This window comes from Rhodococcus sp. 14-2483-1-2 (genome assembly GCF_002259405.1).
Taxonomy (GTDB): domain Bacteria; phylum Actinomycetota; class Actinomycetes; order Mycobacteriales; family Mycobacteriaceae; genus Rhodococcoides.
In genome coordinates this window covers 99,028-113,922 of the sequence record NZ_NPFW01000014.1, presented here as the reverse complement: position 1 = coordinate 113,922, position 14,895 = coordinate 99,028, and the positions used below count along the sequence as shown (strand labels likewise).

The window sequence follows — 14,895 nt, the reverse complement described above, 5'->3', positions numbered from 1 at the left end:
CTTCGGGAATCATTCAACCATGCTCGACGCCTCGAGCACGGCTCCCGCGAGGTACCGGCGCGTGGCGTGTTCCCCGCACCCGGCCACATGCACCAGGCTCTCGGGTCGTTCCGCAGGCTCCACTCGCGCCCCCTGGGTCGTTCCGCAGGCTCCACTCCCGGCCCACTATCCTTGTCGACCATGGCAATTCTTCCCATCCGGATCGTCGGCGATCCGGTGCTGCACACCGCAACCGCTCCCGTCACCGAGTCACCCGCCGAGCTGGCCGAGCTGATCGCCGACATGTACGAGACGTTGGCCGCCGCGAACGGCGTCGGCCTCGCCGCGAATCAGGTCGGAGTCGGTAAGCGCCTGTTCATCTACGACTGCCCCGATCAAGGCGAGGACGGCAAGATCTTCCGTCGCCGCGGCGAGGTCGTCAACCCGGTGCTCGAGACGTCGGAAATTCCGGAGACGATGCCCGACCCGGACGACGACGACGAGGGCTGCCTGTCCGTCCCCGGCGAGCAACACCCCACCGGTCGCGCCGAGTGGGCCCGAGTGACCGGTACCGACGCCAAGGGCGATCCCGTCGACATCGAGGGCCGCGGATTCTTCGCCCGGATGCTCCAGCACGAGGTGGGTCACCTCGACGGCTTCCTCTACACCGACGTGCTCATCGGGCGACATGCGCGGGCCGCGAAGAAGGCCATCAAGCGCGCCGGGTGGGGCGTGCCGGGGCTGAGCTGGACGCCCGGCACCGTCGACGACCCGTTCGGGCACGACGACGAGGACGAGGACTGACCGTCCCGGTGGGTACACGGGTGATGCTGCGCTACCGGCTGCCACCCGGCCACACCCACCCGATGACGGACGTGATCGGCGAACTGGTGTCCATCGACGCCGGTGCGGTCTCGGTGCGCGGCAGAGACGGCGCGCTGGTACAGGTCGCCGCCGAACGAGTCGTAGCGTTGAAACCTTTGGGCCCCAAACCGATTCGAACGTCGGAGATTCGATCGCTCGAGGCCGCTGCCGCCGACGGTTGGCCGGGCGTCGAGCGGGAATGGATCGACGGTTGGCAACTGCGGTTCGGTCACGGATTCACCGGACGCGCCAACTCGGCCGCACCGCTCGAGCCGGGAGCGTCGATGACGGCCGAGACTCTCGCGGAGATCGTCGACCGATACGCCGCTCGCGGACTACCGCCGACGCTGTCGCTCCCCGACCGTCTCGGCAGCGCTCCGGCCGGCTGGTCGACCTACAACGAGAGCGCCGTCATGGCTGCGGACATCTCGAATCTTGCTCTACGCGATGGTGATTCGGCCATCGCCGTGACCGAGCAGCCGACGGCCGAGTGGTTGGATTCCCTCCACTACCAGGGCGGCAAGGCACCCGCGGGCGCAGCGGAGGTGGCCGCCGCAGTCCGGGGAGGAACCCTCGGTTTCGGCATGATCGGCGCGCGCTCGTCGTCGGCAGCCGTCGGTCGCGCGGCCGTCACCACCGCCCCGGACGGTCGTTGCTGGGTGGGACTGACCTCGCTCTGGGTCTCCCCGGATCATCGACGCAACGGCCTCGGCACCCTGATGTGCGGCGAGTTGGTGCGATGGGGACGCGAGCACGGCGCGACACACGCGTACCTGCAAGTGGCCGTGGACAACACCCACGCCGTCGGCCTCTATCGAGATCTCGGTTTCGTCGACCACCACCACTATCGCTACGCCCGGCCCGAGAACGCGATCGGTCCGAACCCTGTCGGAGGCGTTCGATAGGGTTCCTTCCCGTGCGCTTGGCTACTTGGAATGTGAACTCCGTCCGCTCTCGTCAGGATCGAATCGTCGATTGGCTGCAGCGATCCGATGTCGATGTCCTGGCGATGCAGGAAACCAAGTGCAAGGACGCGCAGTTTCCGTACGAGCGGTTCACCGACATCGGGTACGAGGTCGCCCACGTCGGGCTGAGCCAGTGGAACGGCGTCGCGATCGCGTCTCGCGTCGGATTGGACGACGTGCAGGTCGGGTTCGAGGATCAGCCCGGGTTCAGCAAGGATCCCGAGGTCGATCCCGCTCAGGAGGCCCGCGCCATCGGTGCCACGTGCGCCGGGGTCCGCGTCTGGAGCCTGTACGTGCCGAACGGCCGCGAACTCGCAGATCCGCACTACACCTACAAGCTCGAGTGGCTCGCAGCGCTGAAGGCCGACGCACAGGCGTGGGTGGCGGCGGATCCGCAGGCGCAGATCGCGCTCGTGGGCGACTGGAACATCGCGCCCACCGACGACGACGTCTGGGATCCCGCACTGTTCGAGGGCAAGACCCACACCTCGCAGGCCGAGCGTGATGCCTTCACCGCGTTCGGCGACGCCGGCTTCACCGAGGTGACGCGGCAGTTCACCCCCGAGCCCAGGACGTACACCTACTGGGACTACACGCAGTTGCGGTTCCCGAAGAAGCAGGGCCTGCGCATCGACATGGCGTTGACCTCACCTGCCCTGGCGGCTCGGGTGAGCGGTGCGTCCATCGACCGCGAGGAGCGCAAGGGCAAGGGAGCCAGCGATCACGCTCCGGTAATCGTGGAGATCGGCTGAGCGGTCACTCGACGACGAGGTCCATGAACTCCTCGTGCTGCGCCAGGTATCGCCGGACGTAGGTGCAGATCGGCACGATGCGCCACTGCCGATCACGAGCGGTGTTCAGCGACGCCCTCACCAGCACCCCCGCCCACCCGCGGTCGCCGTACTCCTCCTTGACGACGGTGTGCATGAGCGCGACGACCGGGCCGACGCCGCCGTCGTCGCCCTCACCGAAGCGATACCCGAGAATGCCGACGAGTTCGTCGTCGACGAAAAGATCGAACCTGTTGTGATCGACGTCGTCCTCGATGCGAACGGCGGGACGGTCGACCGGAGCGGGCCCGTGGACCCGTCGTGGAAGTATGTGACTCATGTCACTCATGAGACCAGTGTTGTCCATGTGACGCGGGGAGAGTGCACCGATCGTCGCCGAGTCGTGCCCTTAATGTGACCGGGCGACGCTTGCAGGAAACTGAGGTCAGAGCGCGACGAGCATGTCGTTGTACTCCGGATTGGCCGCGGCGAAACGCTGCACATAGGTGCAGACCGGCTTGACCTTCCAGCCGTAGGACCGAGCACTGTCGAGTGCGCGCCGCACCAGAATGCCCGCCAGACCCTGATGACCGAAATCCTCGGTGACGACCGTGTGCATGAAGGACACGACATGAGTTCGCGTCGCACGCTTGCCGTTTCCCTCGACCTCGTAGAAGCCGACGATCCCGACGAGATCGCCGTTCAATCGAAGCTCGAACCGGTTCTGATCCTTGTTGATCGAGACATCAGCGCTAGGAGAACTTGCAAGCATGGGACGCCTCCTTCGCTGTGTGTGGAGTGGTGAACGAATGAAATCTTCTGTGACGTGCACCACTATTAAACATGCGCACGGTGGGTCTGTCACCTTTTCTACCAACAAACCTTCGGATGCGTAGGTTCGTCCGCCGAACCCGACTCGAATGCTGGTACGGATCATAAGCGACCCTGTTCGGCGTTGTGATACAACAACATTCAAGGCCCGCTCATGTTTTCGCCATGTACTCGGCATTCCGTTTCACCGGCAGCGACCCCCGTCTCCGCGCACGCCGGTACTGTCTTCTCTCGTGAAGTTCCTACCGCTCACGCCCAACGGCGAGACTCCTGTTCGCGCGCTGACCATCGCCGGGACCGACTCCGGTGGCGGTGCCGGAATCCAGGCGGACAGCCGAACGATGGCCCTGCTGGGCGTCCACGCCTGCGTTGCTGTCGCTGCGGTCACGGTCCAGAACACCGTCGGCGTGACGGGCTTCCACGAGATTCCGCCGGACGTCGTCGCAGCGCAGGTTCGCTCCGTCGTCTCCGACATCGGCGTCGGCGCAGCGAAGACCGGAATGTTGGCCTCCACCGCGATCATCGAAGCGGTCACGGCCGTCTGCACCGAGGTGGGCATCGGCCGAGATCAGCCGGTTCCCCTGGTCGTGGATCCGGTGTGCGCGTCGATGCACGGGGATGCGCTACTGCACGCCGAAGCCCTCGACGCCATCCGGCACACCCTGTTTCCCATCGCCTCGCTGGTGACCCCCAACCTCGACGAGGTTCGTCTCATCACCGGCATCGACGTCATCGACGACTCCAGCGCACACCGCGCCGCCGAGGCCCTGCACGGATTGGGCGCGCAGTGGGCCCTGGTCAAGGGCGGTCACCTGCGGACGTCCACACACAGCACCGATCTGCTGTTCGACGGCGACACCTTCCTCGAATTCACCAGCGAACGCATCGACACCGGCAACGACCACGGCGGCGGCGACACCCTCGCCGCATCGATCGCCTCGGCCCTGGCGCACGGATACTCCATGCCCGACGCGGTGGCGTTCGGCAAGGAGTGGGTCACTCGCTGTCTGGCCGCGTCCTACGACCTGGGCGCGGGCCACGGACCGGTGTCACCGCTGTGGCGACTGCACGAGTCGGAGGATGCGTAGGTCGTCGGGTGCACCCTTGATCTTCGGAGCGAAGAAGCTGCGGCGATAGGGCTTGGACACCACGTGCAAGGCGTCGAGCACCTCCGGCGGGACCCCCTCGAGGGCCGCCGCGGAGATCATGATGTTGCCGTTGCCGCCGGTCTGCATCACCCGGGCGGCGACGGTGACGTCGACGCCCAGCCAGTCCGATCCCACCTGACGCGGGCTGCCGGTGTGGATGCCGACGCGCATCGTCGGGGTGTAACCGTCGACGTCGACACCCTTCAGTGCCTCGCGGGCCGCGAAGACCGCGTCGACTGCTTTGCCCGCATCGGCGAACACCGCCATGATGCCGTCGCCCAGTCTCTTGACGACGTGGCCGCCGCGGAACACGACCTCGGGTTCGACCGCTTTGGAGACCTTGCGGAGCAGCGTCAGGGTGGCGGTGTCGCCGGCGCGCAGCGACCACGACGAGAACCCGACGAGGTCGGTGAAGACGATGGTGACGTCCTGTTCGCCGCGCCCCCGGCCCGTCCTCTCGAGGATCGCCTGCCACACCTGCAAGGCACCGAGGCCGACTTCACGGGATGCGCCCGGCTCGTCGTCGAGTCCGTTGGCAACCAGAAAGCGATCGGCGACGCGGGCAACGGCAAGGGCTCGCCCCGGCCCGTCGATCGACAGGGGATCACCGAACGTGGGGTCACCGGGTAGTGCGCGACGCACACGTCGTACCGCCCCGACCACCTTGGGCGCTCGGTTGGTGGTGCGAACCCACTCCACCACCGAGTCCACGACTGCGTTCACAGCATCGAGCGTAACTCACAGTTACACATACTCGCCCTTATCCTTCGGCGCGCGCGGCCTCGCGCTCGGCACCCACCGGAACCCCGTTGGGGCCCTCCACCGACTGCGCGTAGACGCCGATGCCGTAGGCCACTGCCGCACCGTTCTTCGCGAGTGCGGCGCGGTCGACGTTCGCCAGGGTGTCCTGGTCGGTGTGGTAGTTCTCGTCGAAGGTCTGATCGGCGGTGCCGCCCCACTTCTCGGCCTGCGCGGCGGTCTTGTTCTCGTCAGCTCCGCTGAACACACCACCGGCGGGGATGCCCACCTCGATGAACGGGCCGTAGTCCGAGCGACCGTCGAAATCGGTCCCGTCGACGGCTACGTCCTCGGCTGCCAGGTGCTCGACGAAGGTGCGCTCGATGGCGTCGGATCCGGCCGGGCCTGCGGGCTCACCCACCTGGTCGGAGTCGTCTCCGTCGTAGGCGAGGTAGCCGGCGTTGTGCGAGCCGATCATGTCGAAGTTCAGGTACAGCGCGATGTTCTGCTTGTCCTCGTCGGACAGGCCTTCGACGTACTTGGTGGAACCGACGAGTCCGTTCTCCTCGGCACCCCAGAACGCGAAACGTACCGCGTTGGTCACCTCGGGTGCACTGCCCATCTGCAGTGCGGTCTCGAGTACTGCCGCCGTGCCGGTTCCGTTGTCGTTGATGCCGGGGCCCTCGGGAACGCTGTCGAGATGCGCACCGGTGACCACCACGTTCTCGGTGGAACCGGTGGTGGTCTGCGCAATGATGTTGCGACTGGTGGTCGTTTCGGTTTCGGTGACGAGTGTCAGCGTCACCTCGGGTGCGGCCAGCACGGCCGCACCGTCCTCCTGGCTGACACCGCCGGTCGGAATCCGGGCAGTGTCGGCGTCGCCGAGGGTGCCCGAATCGAGCGGCCCGGGTTCGTTGTTGACGATGATCGCGGCGGCCGCTCCCAGTTCTGCGGCAACGGTCTGCTTCACACCGAAGGCGCACACTCCTCGCGGCACGACCGCGACAGCTCCGGCCAGGTCGAGACCGGTGTAGTCGGTCGCCTCACAGCCGTCTGCACCGGCGGGAGCGCCGACGACGCGTGCGGTGATTCCCTCGGCGGTGGTGGTGGGCGAGTAACTGAGCGCGAACACCGGGATCTCGGTGCCCGCAAGCGACAGAGTTTGGGTCTGCGCCTCGAAGGTCTCGAATTCGAATTCCGGGGTGGTGACCTCGAACCCGGCCGATTCGAGTTGTGAGACAACATAATCGACACTCGCGTCGTAACCGGCGGTGCCGGCAGCGCGATTTCCGTCGTTCTCGGCGGCGATGGCTTCCAATTGTTCGAGGTGCCCCACCAACGCGTCCTCGGTGACCGCGGCAGAGAGCCCCGGCCCGTCGGGTGTCGCGAAAACTCTGGCCGGTTCCTCGTCCGAGGTGGACGAGCAACCGGCCAGAATCAAGACAGTGACAGCGCTACCTGCAAGTAGGGAAATCCGCATAGCGGACACCCTACCGGCGAGCGGCGTCAGGCGTCCCGACGATTGACGACGAACACTGCCGCTCCGAAGATCACCGCGGTGAAGGCGACGAAGTAGATCAGTCCGCCGATCGGACCCCAGTGGAAGTCGACACCTCCGCTGGATCCGAGGAAGTGATTGGCGTTGAGGAAGGGCAGGAACGGCTGGATCTTCTCGCCGACCGTCGGAATCACCCCGACGAGGTTCTCGATGAGCAGTGGCCACAGAAGCAGGATGGCGATTGCTCCGGCGGACTGCCGCATGAGAGCGCCGACGCCGATGGCCAGAACGACCTGGACGAACGCCAGGATGGCGGTCCCGTACAGGACGCGCCAGGTTCCATCGATGTCGAAGCCGAGCAGCGCACCTGCCTGCTCACCGGCGAGCGCCTTGGCGAGGTAGAGCCCGATGACGGCGAGCACGAACGACAGGATCGCACCGTAGACACCGACCAGCAGGGCCTTGGCCGCCAGTACCGAACCTCGGTTGGTCACGGCCTGGAACGTGGTTCGGATTAGACCGAACCGATATTCGCTGGTCACGGTCAACGCGGCCAGGATCATCAACACCATCGAACCGAAGGTTCCGACGCCGAGTCCTACGACGTCGGCTGCCGTCGTGGGCGGAATGCCCTCGGGCGCATCGGTTTCGGTGGCCAACTGAGCGGCCCAGCCCAGTATCGACGCGAATCCGAGACCGAGCACCACGATGATCGCGCTGCACCACCACGGCGACTTGGTCGAGGTGAACTTGATTCTTTCTGCTGCCAGTACGCCCATCAGAGTGAACCGCCCATCGCTTGCTGAGTGTTGGGGTTTTCGGCTCCCGCGCCGTGGTATTGCACTGTGTCTCCGGTGAGTTTCATGAAGGCTTCCTCGAGCGATCCTCGTTGAGAGGCCAACTCGTGCAAAGTGATTCCGGCTCGACCGGCGATGTCGCCGATCGTGTCGGTCGTGGAGTTCAGCACCACGAGCGAGGGCTGAAGTTCATCGGTCTTGTCCGGCTCGCGCACGGTGAGACCGGCCGTGGTCAACGCCTGACGCAGACCGTCGAGCTGCGGGCTGCGTACGCGCACCGATGCTTCGGAGGCGTGGTCGATGAATTCCTGCACCGAGGAATCCGAGATCAGCTTGCCGCGTCCGATGACGATGAGATGCTCCGCGGTCTGCGCCATCTCCGAGAGGAGGTGGCTCGAGACCAGCACCGTGCGACCCTCGGCTGCCAAGCGCTGCATGAACTTTCGGATCCAGACGATGCCCTCGGGATCGAGTCCGTTGACCGGCTCGTCGAACAGCAACACCTTGGGGTCGCCCAGCAAAGCGCCGGCGAGTCCCAGCCGCTGCGACATACCGAGCGAGAAGCCACCGGCATTCTTCTTGGCGACCTCGGACAGGCCCACCAGACGCAGCACCTCGTCGACTCGCGACTTGGGGATGCCGTTGGACGCGGCCATCCACTCGAGGTGTGCACGAGCCGATCGGTTGGGGTGCACCCACTTGGCGTCGAGCAGGGCGCCGACGGTACGCAATGGTTGCTTCAGGTGGCTGTAGCTCTTGCCCTCGATGGTCGCCGTGCCCGAGGTGGGTCGGTCGAGCCCGAGGATCATCCGCATGGTGGTCGACTTGCCAGCGCCGTTGGGGCCGAGGAAGCCGGTCACGATGCCGGGTTTGATGGTGAAGGTGAGGTTGTCGACCGCCGTCACCGCGCCGTATTGCTTGGTCAGTCCTGTCACTTCGATCATGGGTACAACTGTCCACCATCGACAGCGTCCGCACATCGACCCACAGTCGACTCTTCCATCATCCTTTCGGATGACACACACCCTGAGACAGTCGGTCACATGGGCGGCGTGGGGTCACACGGGCGCGGCCGCAAATGCGCGCGCGTTTGCCAGATGCGCGCGGAATAGTCCTCGTATTGGCCACTATTCCGCGCGCGTTTCACAGATGCGTGCGCGTTTGCCGGATGGCGCAGAACCACAGAAGGTGCCGGGCCGACGACGCAGCTGATCACATGGGCGAGCTGGCCTGCGCCCAGAATCGTTTCGGAATTCGGCCGGCGTGCCGGGCCTGGTACCCCGCGGCGACAGCATGACGCATCGCCGATGCCATCAGCGCCGGATCCTTTGCCCTGGTCACCGCGGTCGCGAGCAGCACCGCATCGCAGCCGAGCTCCATGGCGAGGGCGGCGTCGCTGGCGGTGCCGATGCCCGCGTCGAGGATCACCGGAACCGAGGCGGCGTCGACGATCATCTCGATGTTGTGGGGGTTGGAGATGCCGAGCCCGGTGCCGATGGGCGAGCCGAGCGGCATGACGGCCACGCAGCCGATGTCCTCGAGTCGCTTCGCCAGTACCGGGTCGTCGGTGGTGTACGGCAGCACCTGGAAACCGTCGTCCACGAGTTGTTCTGCGGCCTTGACCAATTCGATGGCGTCGGGCAGCAGGGTCCGCTCGTCGGCGATCACTTCGAGTTTCACCCAGTCGGTCTCGAGCGCCTCACGGCCCAGTTGCGCGGTGAGCACTGCTTCGGCCGCGCCACGGCAGCCTGCGGTGTTCGGCAGCGGGGCGATGTTCAACCGGCGCAGCAGATCCAGCACTCCCGTCCCACCGGCTGCGTCGACGCGGCGCATCGCGACGGTGGTCAGTTCGGTTCCCGACGCGACGAGGGCCTCCTCGAGTACCGCGAGATTCGCCGCTCCCCCGGTGCCGGTGATGAGCCTGGAGGTGAAGGTGCGGTCGGCGATGACCAGTTGTTCAGCCACCCCAGGAGTGGAGCCCGCGGAACGACCCTCAGCCACCCTGAACCGCCGTGAGGACGTCGATGGTCCAACCCTTTTCGACGCTGGTGGTGTCCCAGCGACTCTTGGGCAGTACCGCTCCGTCGACGGCGACGGCGATGCCCTTCTCGGGCAGCCCCAGGAATTCGAGCAGCCGACGCATGGTCATGTCCTCGGTGAGCAGGTGGTCCTCACCGTTGACGGTGATACCGATCGCGACCTGTGTCATGGTGTCCTCTCTATGTGCGAAAAGCGTTCGGGTGTGGCGGCTTTCGCGTCCGGTAGCGCCTCGCCGGAGATGAGTGCGGCGACTGCGTCGGCGGTGATGGGCGCGAGCAGGATGCCGTTGCGGCCGTGGCCGGTGGCAACGATCACCCGGGGAGACAGCCTGCCGATGATCGGCAGTCCGTCCGGGCTCATCGGCCGCAGTCCGGCAGCGGTTTCGTACAGTTCGTATTCGCCGATGCTCGGCATGAGCCGTTCGGCGTCGGCGATGAGGTCTCGTACCCCGGCGACGGTGACCTGAGTGTCCTGGCCGGATTCGTATTGGGTTGCGCCGACGACCAATCCGTCGCCGCGCGGTACCAGGTAGATCGCGCGCCCGTGCACGGTTCCGCGAACGGTCCGGTTCGGCGGCGGCGCGGCACTCGGTCGACGACGCAGCCGCAGGATTTCGCCCTTGACCGGTCGGACCGGAAGGGTGGGCCACAATGCCGCCGACTGTGCGCCGGCGGCCAGGACCACCTGATCGGCGTCGGGCATGGTGTCGACCGAGTCCGTGGAGAACTCCACTCCCGCATCCAGGCATCCCTGCTCGAGTGCGGCGATCAGTACCCGATTGTCCACCGACAACTCGGTCGGAGCCAGTAGGCCGAGTCGAATGTTCTGTGCCAGAGCAGGTTCGAGCTCGCGCAGCTGCGCCCGTCCCAGAATCTCGAGTTCGTGCCCCTGTTCGCCGACCCATTCGGCGATGGTTCGCAGATCGGCGGCGTCGGCGGAGTCGAGGGCAACCGTCACCGATCCCGCTGCGGAGAACGCCGAGGGGCCGGGGAGGCGTCGGGCAAATTCCGGCCACCGCGCCAACGACGCAGCGCCCAGGTGCAGCAGTTCGTGTTCGCCGGGCCAGCCCTCGGACAACGGTGCCAGCATTCCGCCCGCGACCCAGGATGCGCCCTTGCCCAGAGCGGGATCGTGAACGACGACCCGGTGACCGTCCCGGCTCAGGCGCAGCGCCGTCGACAGCCCGATGACGCCTCCGCCGATAACGACGATGTACACGCGATTCACGTCCTCACTCCCTGCGCCCGCATGATCGGGTTCAGGTATTGACGGTAAGGGCGGCGAACCCACTCTCAGCCCCACGATCCTCGGGACTCCCGCGATATCTCGGCCACTCCGTCGTCGGTGGCGGCCACCATGAGAATACAGTTCGCTTTGTGCATCCATCTCAGACCGCCCGCAACCAGACTCCCCGTGAGCGTCTTGCGTCCGCTCGCCTGTACCTGTGTACCGATGCCAGGCGCGACAAGGGCGACCTCGCGCAGTTCGCCGAGGCCGCGTTGTCCGGTGGCGTCGACATCATCCAGCTGCGCGACAAGAACTCCGCCGGCGAGCGCGAGTTCGGTCCCCTCGAAGCCAAGGACGAGCTCGCTGCGCTGGCGATTCTGCTCGCTGCCACCAAGCGCCACGGCGCCTTGCTGGCCGTCAACGACCGCGCGGATCTGGCGCTGGCCTCGGGCGCGGACGTGCTGCATCTCGGCCAGGGCGATCTGCCGGTGCACTACGCGCGGCAGATTCTGGGACCGGACGTGGTGATCGGGCGCTCGACGCAGAACCGCGCTCAGTCCTCGCTCGCCGCGATCGAGGACGGCGTCGACTACTTCGCCGTCGGGCCGGTGTGGCCGACGCCCACCAAGCCCAATCGCAAGGCCGCGGGGCTCGAGACTCTGCGGGCGACGGCGGACTCGCTCCCGGAGCGGCCGTGGTTCGCCATCGGCGGCGTCGACGCGACCAATGTCGATCAGGTCAGGGCAGCCGGTGCCGATCGCATCGTGGTGGTCCGCGCCATCACCGAGGCCAGGGACCCCCAGGCGGCCGCCCGTTCACTGGTGCAGGCGCTTCAGCCCTAGAGCCCTAGAGCCACGACAGAACCGTGGACGGCGTCAGGACCTGCACCGAGGTGGGCAGTCGATTCTGCAGTCCGCGATCGGCGGTGACCAGCGCCGTCAGGTCCCCATCGAGGTCGGCCTGCTCGGCCAGGGTGTCGTCGCCACTGCCGTCGGCGAGAATCGTCCGGGTGCGCGGGTCGTCGACCACGGCGTCCCTGGCCTGGCCTTCGAGGACGGCTTCGATGCGGGTGAGCCAGCCGTACTGACCGCTCGGCAGTTCGACGGTGCGCGGCAGCGTCTCGGCGAGCGAGGTCAGCAGTGCGCCGGTGGATCCGGCACGGTCCTTCCACCATCCGTTCGGTCGCGAGCCCAGCACGTTGGCGGTATCGAGCAGCACTCGAAGCGGCACGGTGCGCAGCGACGGCCAGCTGGACGCGAAACCCGGGTGCAGCGGGAGTTCGTCGACGATCGACTCCGGCACCCAGCGCAGCTCGGTGCTCTCCCCGTTGGGCACGGTGGTCAACGGATGATCGGTATCGGCGACGACGGTGGTGTAAGACCAGCCGCTCTCGACGCTCGCGGTGACGCGCTCGCTGCGCACACTGACCTGTTCGGCCGAGATACCGGCTTCTTCGTGGGCCTCACGCACCGCCGCGTGCGCGGTGCTCTCGTGGGAATCGCGGGCTCCGCCCGGTAGCGCCCAGGTTCCGCCCTGGTGACTCCACAGGGCACGGTGCTGGAGCAGCACCACCGGTTCGCCGGCGTTCGACGGTGCACGCAGCAACAGTCCGGCGGCACCGTGCTTTCCCCAGTGCCGAGTGCCGTTCTCGCCGATCACCCAGCCGTCCCCGTCACCACGCATACTCACCACCCTAGGTGAATCACCTGCCTGTAGTGGCTGCAGTACCGTCCGCCTACTTATATGCTCGGGTGCGTGATCGCGGCCGGTATTACCCCCTCCGCTGCCGTCCCCCCGACAACGGCTACGCACGTCGGTGTCGCTGCAGGCAAGCCACCGGTTCGATACACGATGCGTTCGACGCCTGCGCGGTTGGTCGCGATGGGAACCGCGCTGGTGGTGCTCGCGTTGACGGTCGGAAATCTCGCGTCCACGGCAGTGACCGATCGAGTCGACACCCTGGGCACCCTGTTGGTGCGCACCGAGCCGTTCGCGAACTCGGCACAGAATCTGTACGGGGCACTGTCGGTGGCCGACGCGGCTGCGGCCACCGCGTTCATCGCCGGCGGTCTCGAGCCGCCCGAGGTGCGCGAACGCTACTCGCAGGCGCTCGGCGAGGCGTCGTCCGAGCTGATCGCGGCCTCGGCCGGAGTGACCGAGAACGACGCGGCCACCAGCGCGGTGCTGACCCAGATCGCCGCCGGGTTGCCGGTGTACAGCGGCCTGGTCGAGACGGCGCGAGCCAACAACCGCAGCGGAAATCCGGTGGGTGCGGCGTACCTCGGCGAGGCGTCGACGATGATGCAGACGAGCCTGCTGCCGCTGGCCGAGAAGTTGTACACCGAGCAGGCGTCGCGGGTGTCGGCCGATCAGGAACGGTTCACCAGTCCTCCACTGTTCGCGATCGGCTCGCTGGTGTTCCTGTTGCTGATGACCGGCCTGGCCCAGTGGTACCTGTCGCGGACCACCCGCCGGACGTTGAACGTCGGATTCCTCACTGCCACAGTCGCTGTCGCCGGGCTACTCGGCTGGATGCTGGTGGTGGGGCTGGTTTCCTCGATCGCCACCGATCGCGCGATCGACCGCGGAGTGTCTCCGCTGAAGTCCTACACGACGGGTTTCATTCTGGCGCAACAGGCCAGAGCAGACGAGACACTCGACCTCGCCCGCCGAGGCGGCGGTCAGGATTACGGAGAATCGTTCGACGCCAACGTCTCTCGACTCACCGAGATGTTCCAGGGCGACACCGCGGTGATCGATGCACTGAACACGTGGTCGGTCTCGCACTCGAGGATCGATTCCGCACTCGAGGTCGGCGATTTCAACGGCGCGGTCTCCATTGCCACCGGCACCGGCGAGTCCGATTCGGCGGCCGCGTTCACCGCGCTGGACAGTGTCCTGGTCGACGGAATCGAGAATGCGCGGAGCGAACTGCGGTCCAACATCGACCGATCGGTGTGGGTGCTGTCCGGACTGCCGGACGGCGCGTACGTGCTCACCGTCTTCGCATCGGTCGCCTTCGGTGTCGGCCTGTTCCCGAGGCTGCGGGAGTACCTGTGAAACGTCTACTCGCCGTCGGCATCCTGGTCACCGCCCTGTTGGTCGGCTGTTCGCCGCCGGAGAACTCTGCGCCGCAGGTCGACACGACATTCACAGAACCGCCACTACCGGAAGGCGCGTCCGTCGCCGCTCGCCCCACCGAGAGCCCCGCCGACGACGAGTGCGCCCGCCCCACAGCCAGCCTGCGACCACTGCCGACAGGCACCGATGCTCCGCCACCGCCACAACCGACCATCGACGCACTGCGCGCCAAGGGCCGGTTGGTTGTCGGGTTGGACACGGGCAGCAACCTTTTCAGCTTCCGCGATCCGATGACCGGTCAGCTGGTCGGGTTCGATGTCGACATCGCGCGGGAAGTCTCACGAGATCTGTTCGGCGATCCGAACCGGTTGGACTTTCGCATCCTCACCTCCGCACAGCGGCTCGAAGCTCTGCAGGATTCTTCGGTGGACATGGTGGTCAAGACGATGACCATCACGTGCGCTCGCCGCAAGGACGTCCAGTTCTCCACCGTGTACTTCCAAGCGCAGCACCGTGTTCTGGTGGTGCAGGGTTCGGGCATCCGCGGAGTCGAGGACCTGGCGGGCAAGCGAGTATGCGCCGTGGAGGGCACCACCTCGCTGCGACGCATCCAACGCGTCCAGCCTGCCGCGACCGTGGTGACGGTACCGATGTGGTCGGATTGCCTTGTGGTGCTGCAGCAACGGCAGGTCGACGCCATCAGCACCGACGACGCGATATTGGCCGGTCTCGCAGCACAGGATCCGTACCTCGAGATCGTCGGTGACAGCCTGAGCCCGGAGCCGTACGGGGTGGGAATCAACAAGGACAACGAGGATCTGGTCCGCTTCGTCAACGGCACGTTGGCACGCATTCGCTCCGACGGCACGTGGAACCGCATCTACAACCGGTGGCTGACCGTGCTCGGCCCCTCCCCCGGTCCGCCCAGCGCGACGTACAGCGATTAGGGGCGCCGAC

17 protein-coding genes are annotated in these 14,895 nt (G+C 66.5%); 7 read left to right on the top strand and 10 right to left on the bottom strand.

The window, feature by feature from the left end; translation table 11 throughout:
* The first annotated feature begins 180 nt into the window (after nt 1-180).
* The 3 genes from CH295_RS14000 to CH295_RS13990 are packed head-to-tail and all read left to right on the top strand — an operon-like array spanning nt 181 to nt 2,560.
* Nucleotides 181-783, top strand: coding sequence for a peptide deformylase (locus tag CH295_RS14000; RefSeq protein ID WP_094741070.1), 603 nt, complete (start codon nt 181-183; stop codon nt 781-783).
* 8 nt (nt 784-791) lie between these two features.
* On the top strand, nt 792-1,748 hold the full coding sequence (locus tag CH295_RS13995; protein WP_094741069.1) for an N-acetylglutamate synthase, CG3035 family: 957 nt from the start codon (nt 792-794) through the stop codon (nt 1,746-1,748).
* 11 nt (nt 1,749-1,759) lie between these two features.
* Nucleotides 1,760-2,560 carry an exodeoxyribonuclease III gene (locus CH295_RS13990; RefSeq protein WP_094741068.1) on the top strand — a complete coding sequence of 267 codons (801 nt, stop codon included), beginning with the start codon at nt 1,760-1,762 and terminating at the stop codon, nt 2,558-2,560.
* Between the two features lie 4 nt (nt 2,561-2,564).
* Here CH295_RS13990 and CH295_RS13985 read toward each other — a convergent pair whose 3' ends face one another.
* Nucleotides 2,565-2,918 carry a GNAT family N-acetyltransferase gene (locus tag CH295_RS13985; RefSeq protein WP_252342057.1) on the bottom strand — a complete coding sequence of 118 codons (354 nt, stop codon included), beginning with the start codon at nt 2,916-2,918 and terminating at the stop codon, nt 2,565-2,567.
* A gap of 105 nt (nt 2,919-3,023) precedes the next feature.
* Nucleotides 3,024-3,350, bottom strand: coding sequence for a GNAT family N-acetyltransferase (locus tag CH295_RS13980; RefSeq protein ID WP_037186711.1), 327 nt, complete (start codon nt 3,348-3,350; stop codon nt 3,024-3,026).
* A 292-nt stretch (nt 3,351-3,642) separates the two neighbouring features.
* Between CH295_RS13980 and thiD the strand changes: the two genes are divergently transcribed.
* The gene (gene thiD / locus CH295_RS13975; RefSeq protein WP_094741067.1) at nt 3,643-4,497 is read left to right on the top strand and encodes a bifunctional hydroxymethylpyrimidine kinase/phosphomethylpyrimidine kinase; all 855 of its coding nucleotides are present in this window, start codon (nt 3,643-3,645) and stop codon (nt 4,495-4,497) included.
* Here the strand turns inward: thiD and CH295_RS13970 are convergent.
* The 7 genes from CH295_RS13970 to thiO form a co-directional block, all read right to left on the bottom strand.
* The gene (locus CH295_RS13970; RefSeq protein WP_094632621.1) at nt 4,459-5,280 is read right to left on the bottom strand and encodes an adenylate/guanylate cyclase domain-containing protein; all 822 of its coding nucleotides are present in this window, start codon (nt 5,278-5,280) and stop codon (nt 4,459-4,461) included. The genes thiD and CH295_RS13970 overlap by 39 nt on opposite strands.
* 37 nt (nt 5,281-5,317) lie before the next feature.
* Nucleotides 5,318-6,775, bottom strand: coding sequence for a M28 family peptidase (locus tag CH295_RS13965; protein WP_094632620.1), 1,458 nt, complete (start codon nt 6,773-6,775; stop codon nt 5,318-5,320).
* Nucleotides 6,776-6,801: 26 nt separating this feature from the next.
* Nucleotides 6,802-7,572: an ABC transporter permease gene (locus CH295_RS13960; RefSeq protein WP_037186706.1), complete on the bottom strand. Its 771-nt coding sequence runs from the start codon at nt 7,570-7,572 to the stop codon at nt 6,802-6,804.
* Nucleotides 7,572-8,534 (bottom strand): ABC transporter ATP-binding protein, encoded by a 963-nt coding sequence (locus tag CH295_RS13955; protein ID WP_037186705.1) that lies wholly within the window; start codon nt 8,532-8,534, stop codon nt 7,572-7,574. Before CH295_RS13955 ends, CH295_RS13960 begins: the two co-directional genes overlap by 1 nt.
* A 268-nt stretch (nt 8,535-8,802) precedes the next feature.
* On the bottom strand, nt 8,803-9,555 hold the full coding sequence (locus CH295_RS13950) for a thiazole synthase (protein ID WP_094741066.1): 753 nt from the start codon (nt 9,553-9,555) through the stop codon (nt 8,803-8,805).
* A gap of 28 nt (nt 9,556-9,583) precedes the next feature.
* Entirely contained in the window at nt 9,584-9,799 is a 216-nt protein-coding gene (gene thiS / locus CH295_RS13945) for a sulfur carrier protein ThiS (RefSeq protein ID WP_037186702.1), read from the bottom strand.
* Entirely contained in the window at nt 9,796-10,848 is a 1,053-nt protein-coding gene (thiO, locus tag CH295_RS13940) for a glycine oxidase ThiO (RefSeq protein ID WP_252342056.1), read from the bottom strand. The genes thiS and thiO overlap by 4 nt, the downstream gene beginning before the upstream one ends.
* Nucleotides 10,849-11,006: 158 nt before the next feature.
* Between thiO and thiE the strand changes: the two genes are divergently transcribed.
* Nucleotides 11,007-11,699 carry a thiamine phosphate synthase gene (gene thiE, locus CH295_RS13935; RefSeq protein ID WP_094632618.1) on the top strand — a complete coding sequence of 231 codons (693 nt, stop codon included), beginning with the start codon at nt 11,007-11,009 and terminating at the stop codon, nt 11,697-11,699.
* Nucleotides 11,700-11,703: 4 nt separating this feature from the next.
* Here the strand turns inward: thiE and CH295_RS13930 are convergent, their stop codons facing one another.
* Nucleotides 11,704-12,540, bottom strand: coding sequence for an NUDIX hydrolase (locus tag CH295_RS13930; RefSeq protein ID WP_037188572.1), 837 nt, complete (start codon nt 12,538-12,540; stop codon nt 11,704-11,706).
* A 72-nt stretch (nt 12,541-12,612) separates the two neighbouring features.
* Between CH295_RS13930 and CH295_RS13925 the strand changes: the two genes are divergently transcribed.
* Entirely contained in the window at nt 12,613-13,917 is a 1,305-nt protein-coding gene (locus tag CH295_RS13925; protein ID WP_037188570.1) for a GlnX family signal transduction membrane protein, read from the top strand.
* Nucleotides 13,914-14,885, top strand: a complete 972-nt coding sequence (locus tag CH295_RS13920) for a glutamate ABC transporter substrate-binding protein (protein ID WP_094741065.1) — start codon at nt 13,914-13,916, stop codon at nt 14,883-14,885. Before CH295_RS13925 ends, CH295_RS13920 begins: the two co-directional genes overlap by 4 nt.
* Nucleotides 14,886-14,895: the final 10 nt, after the last annotated feature.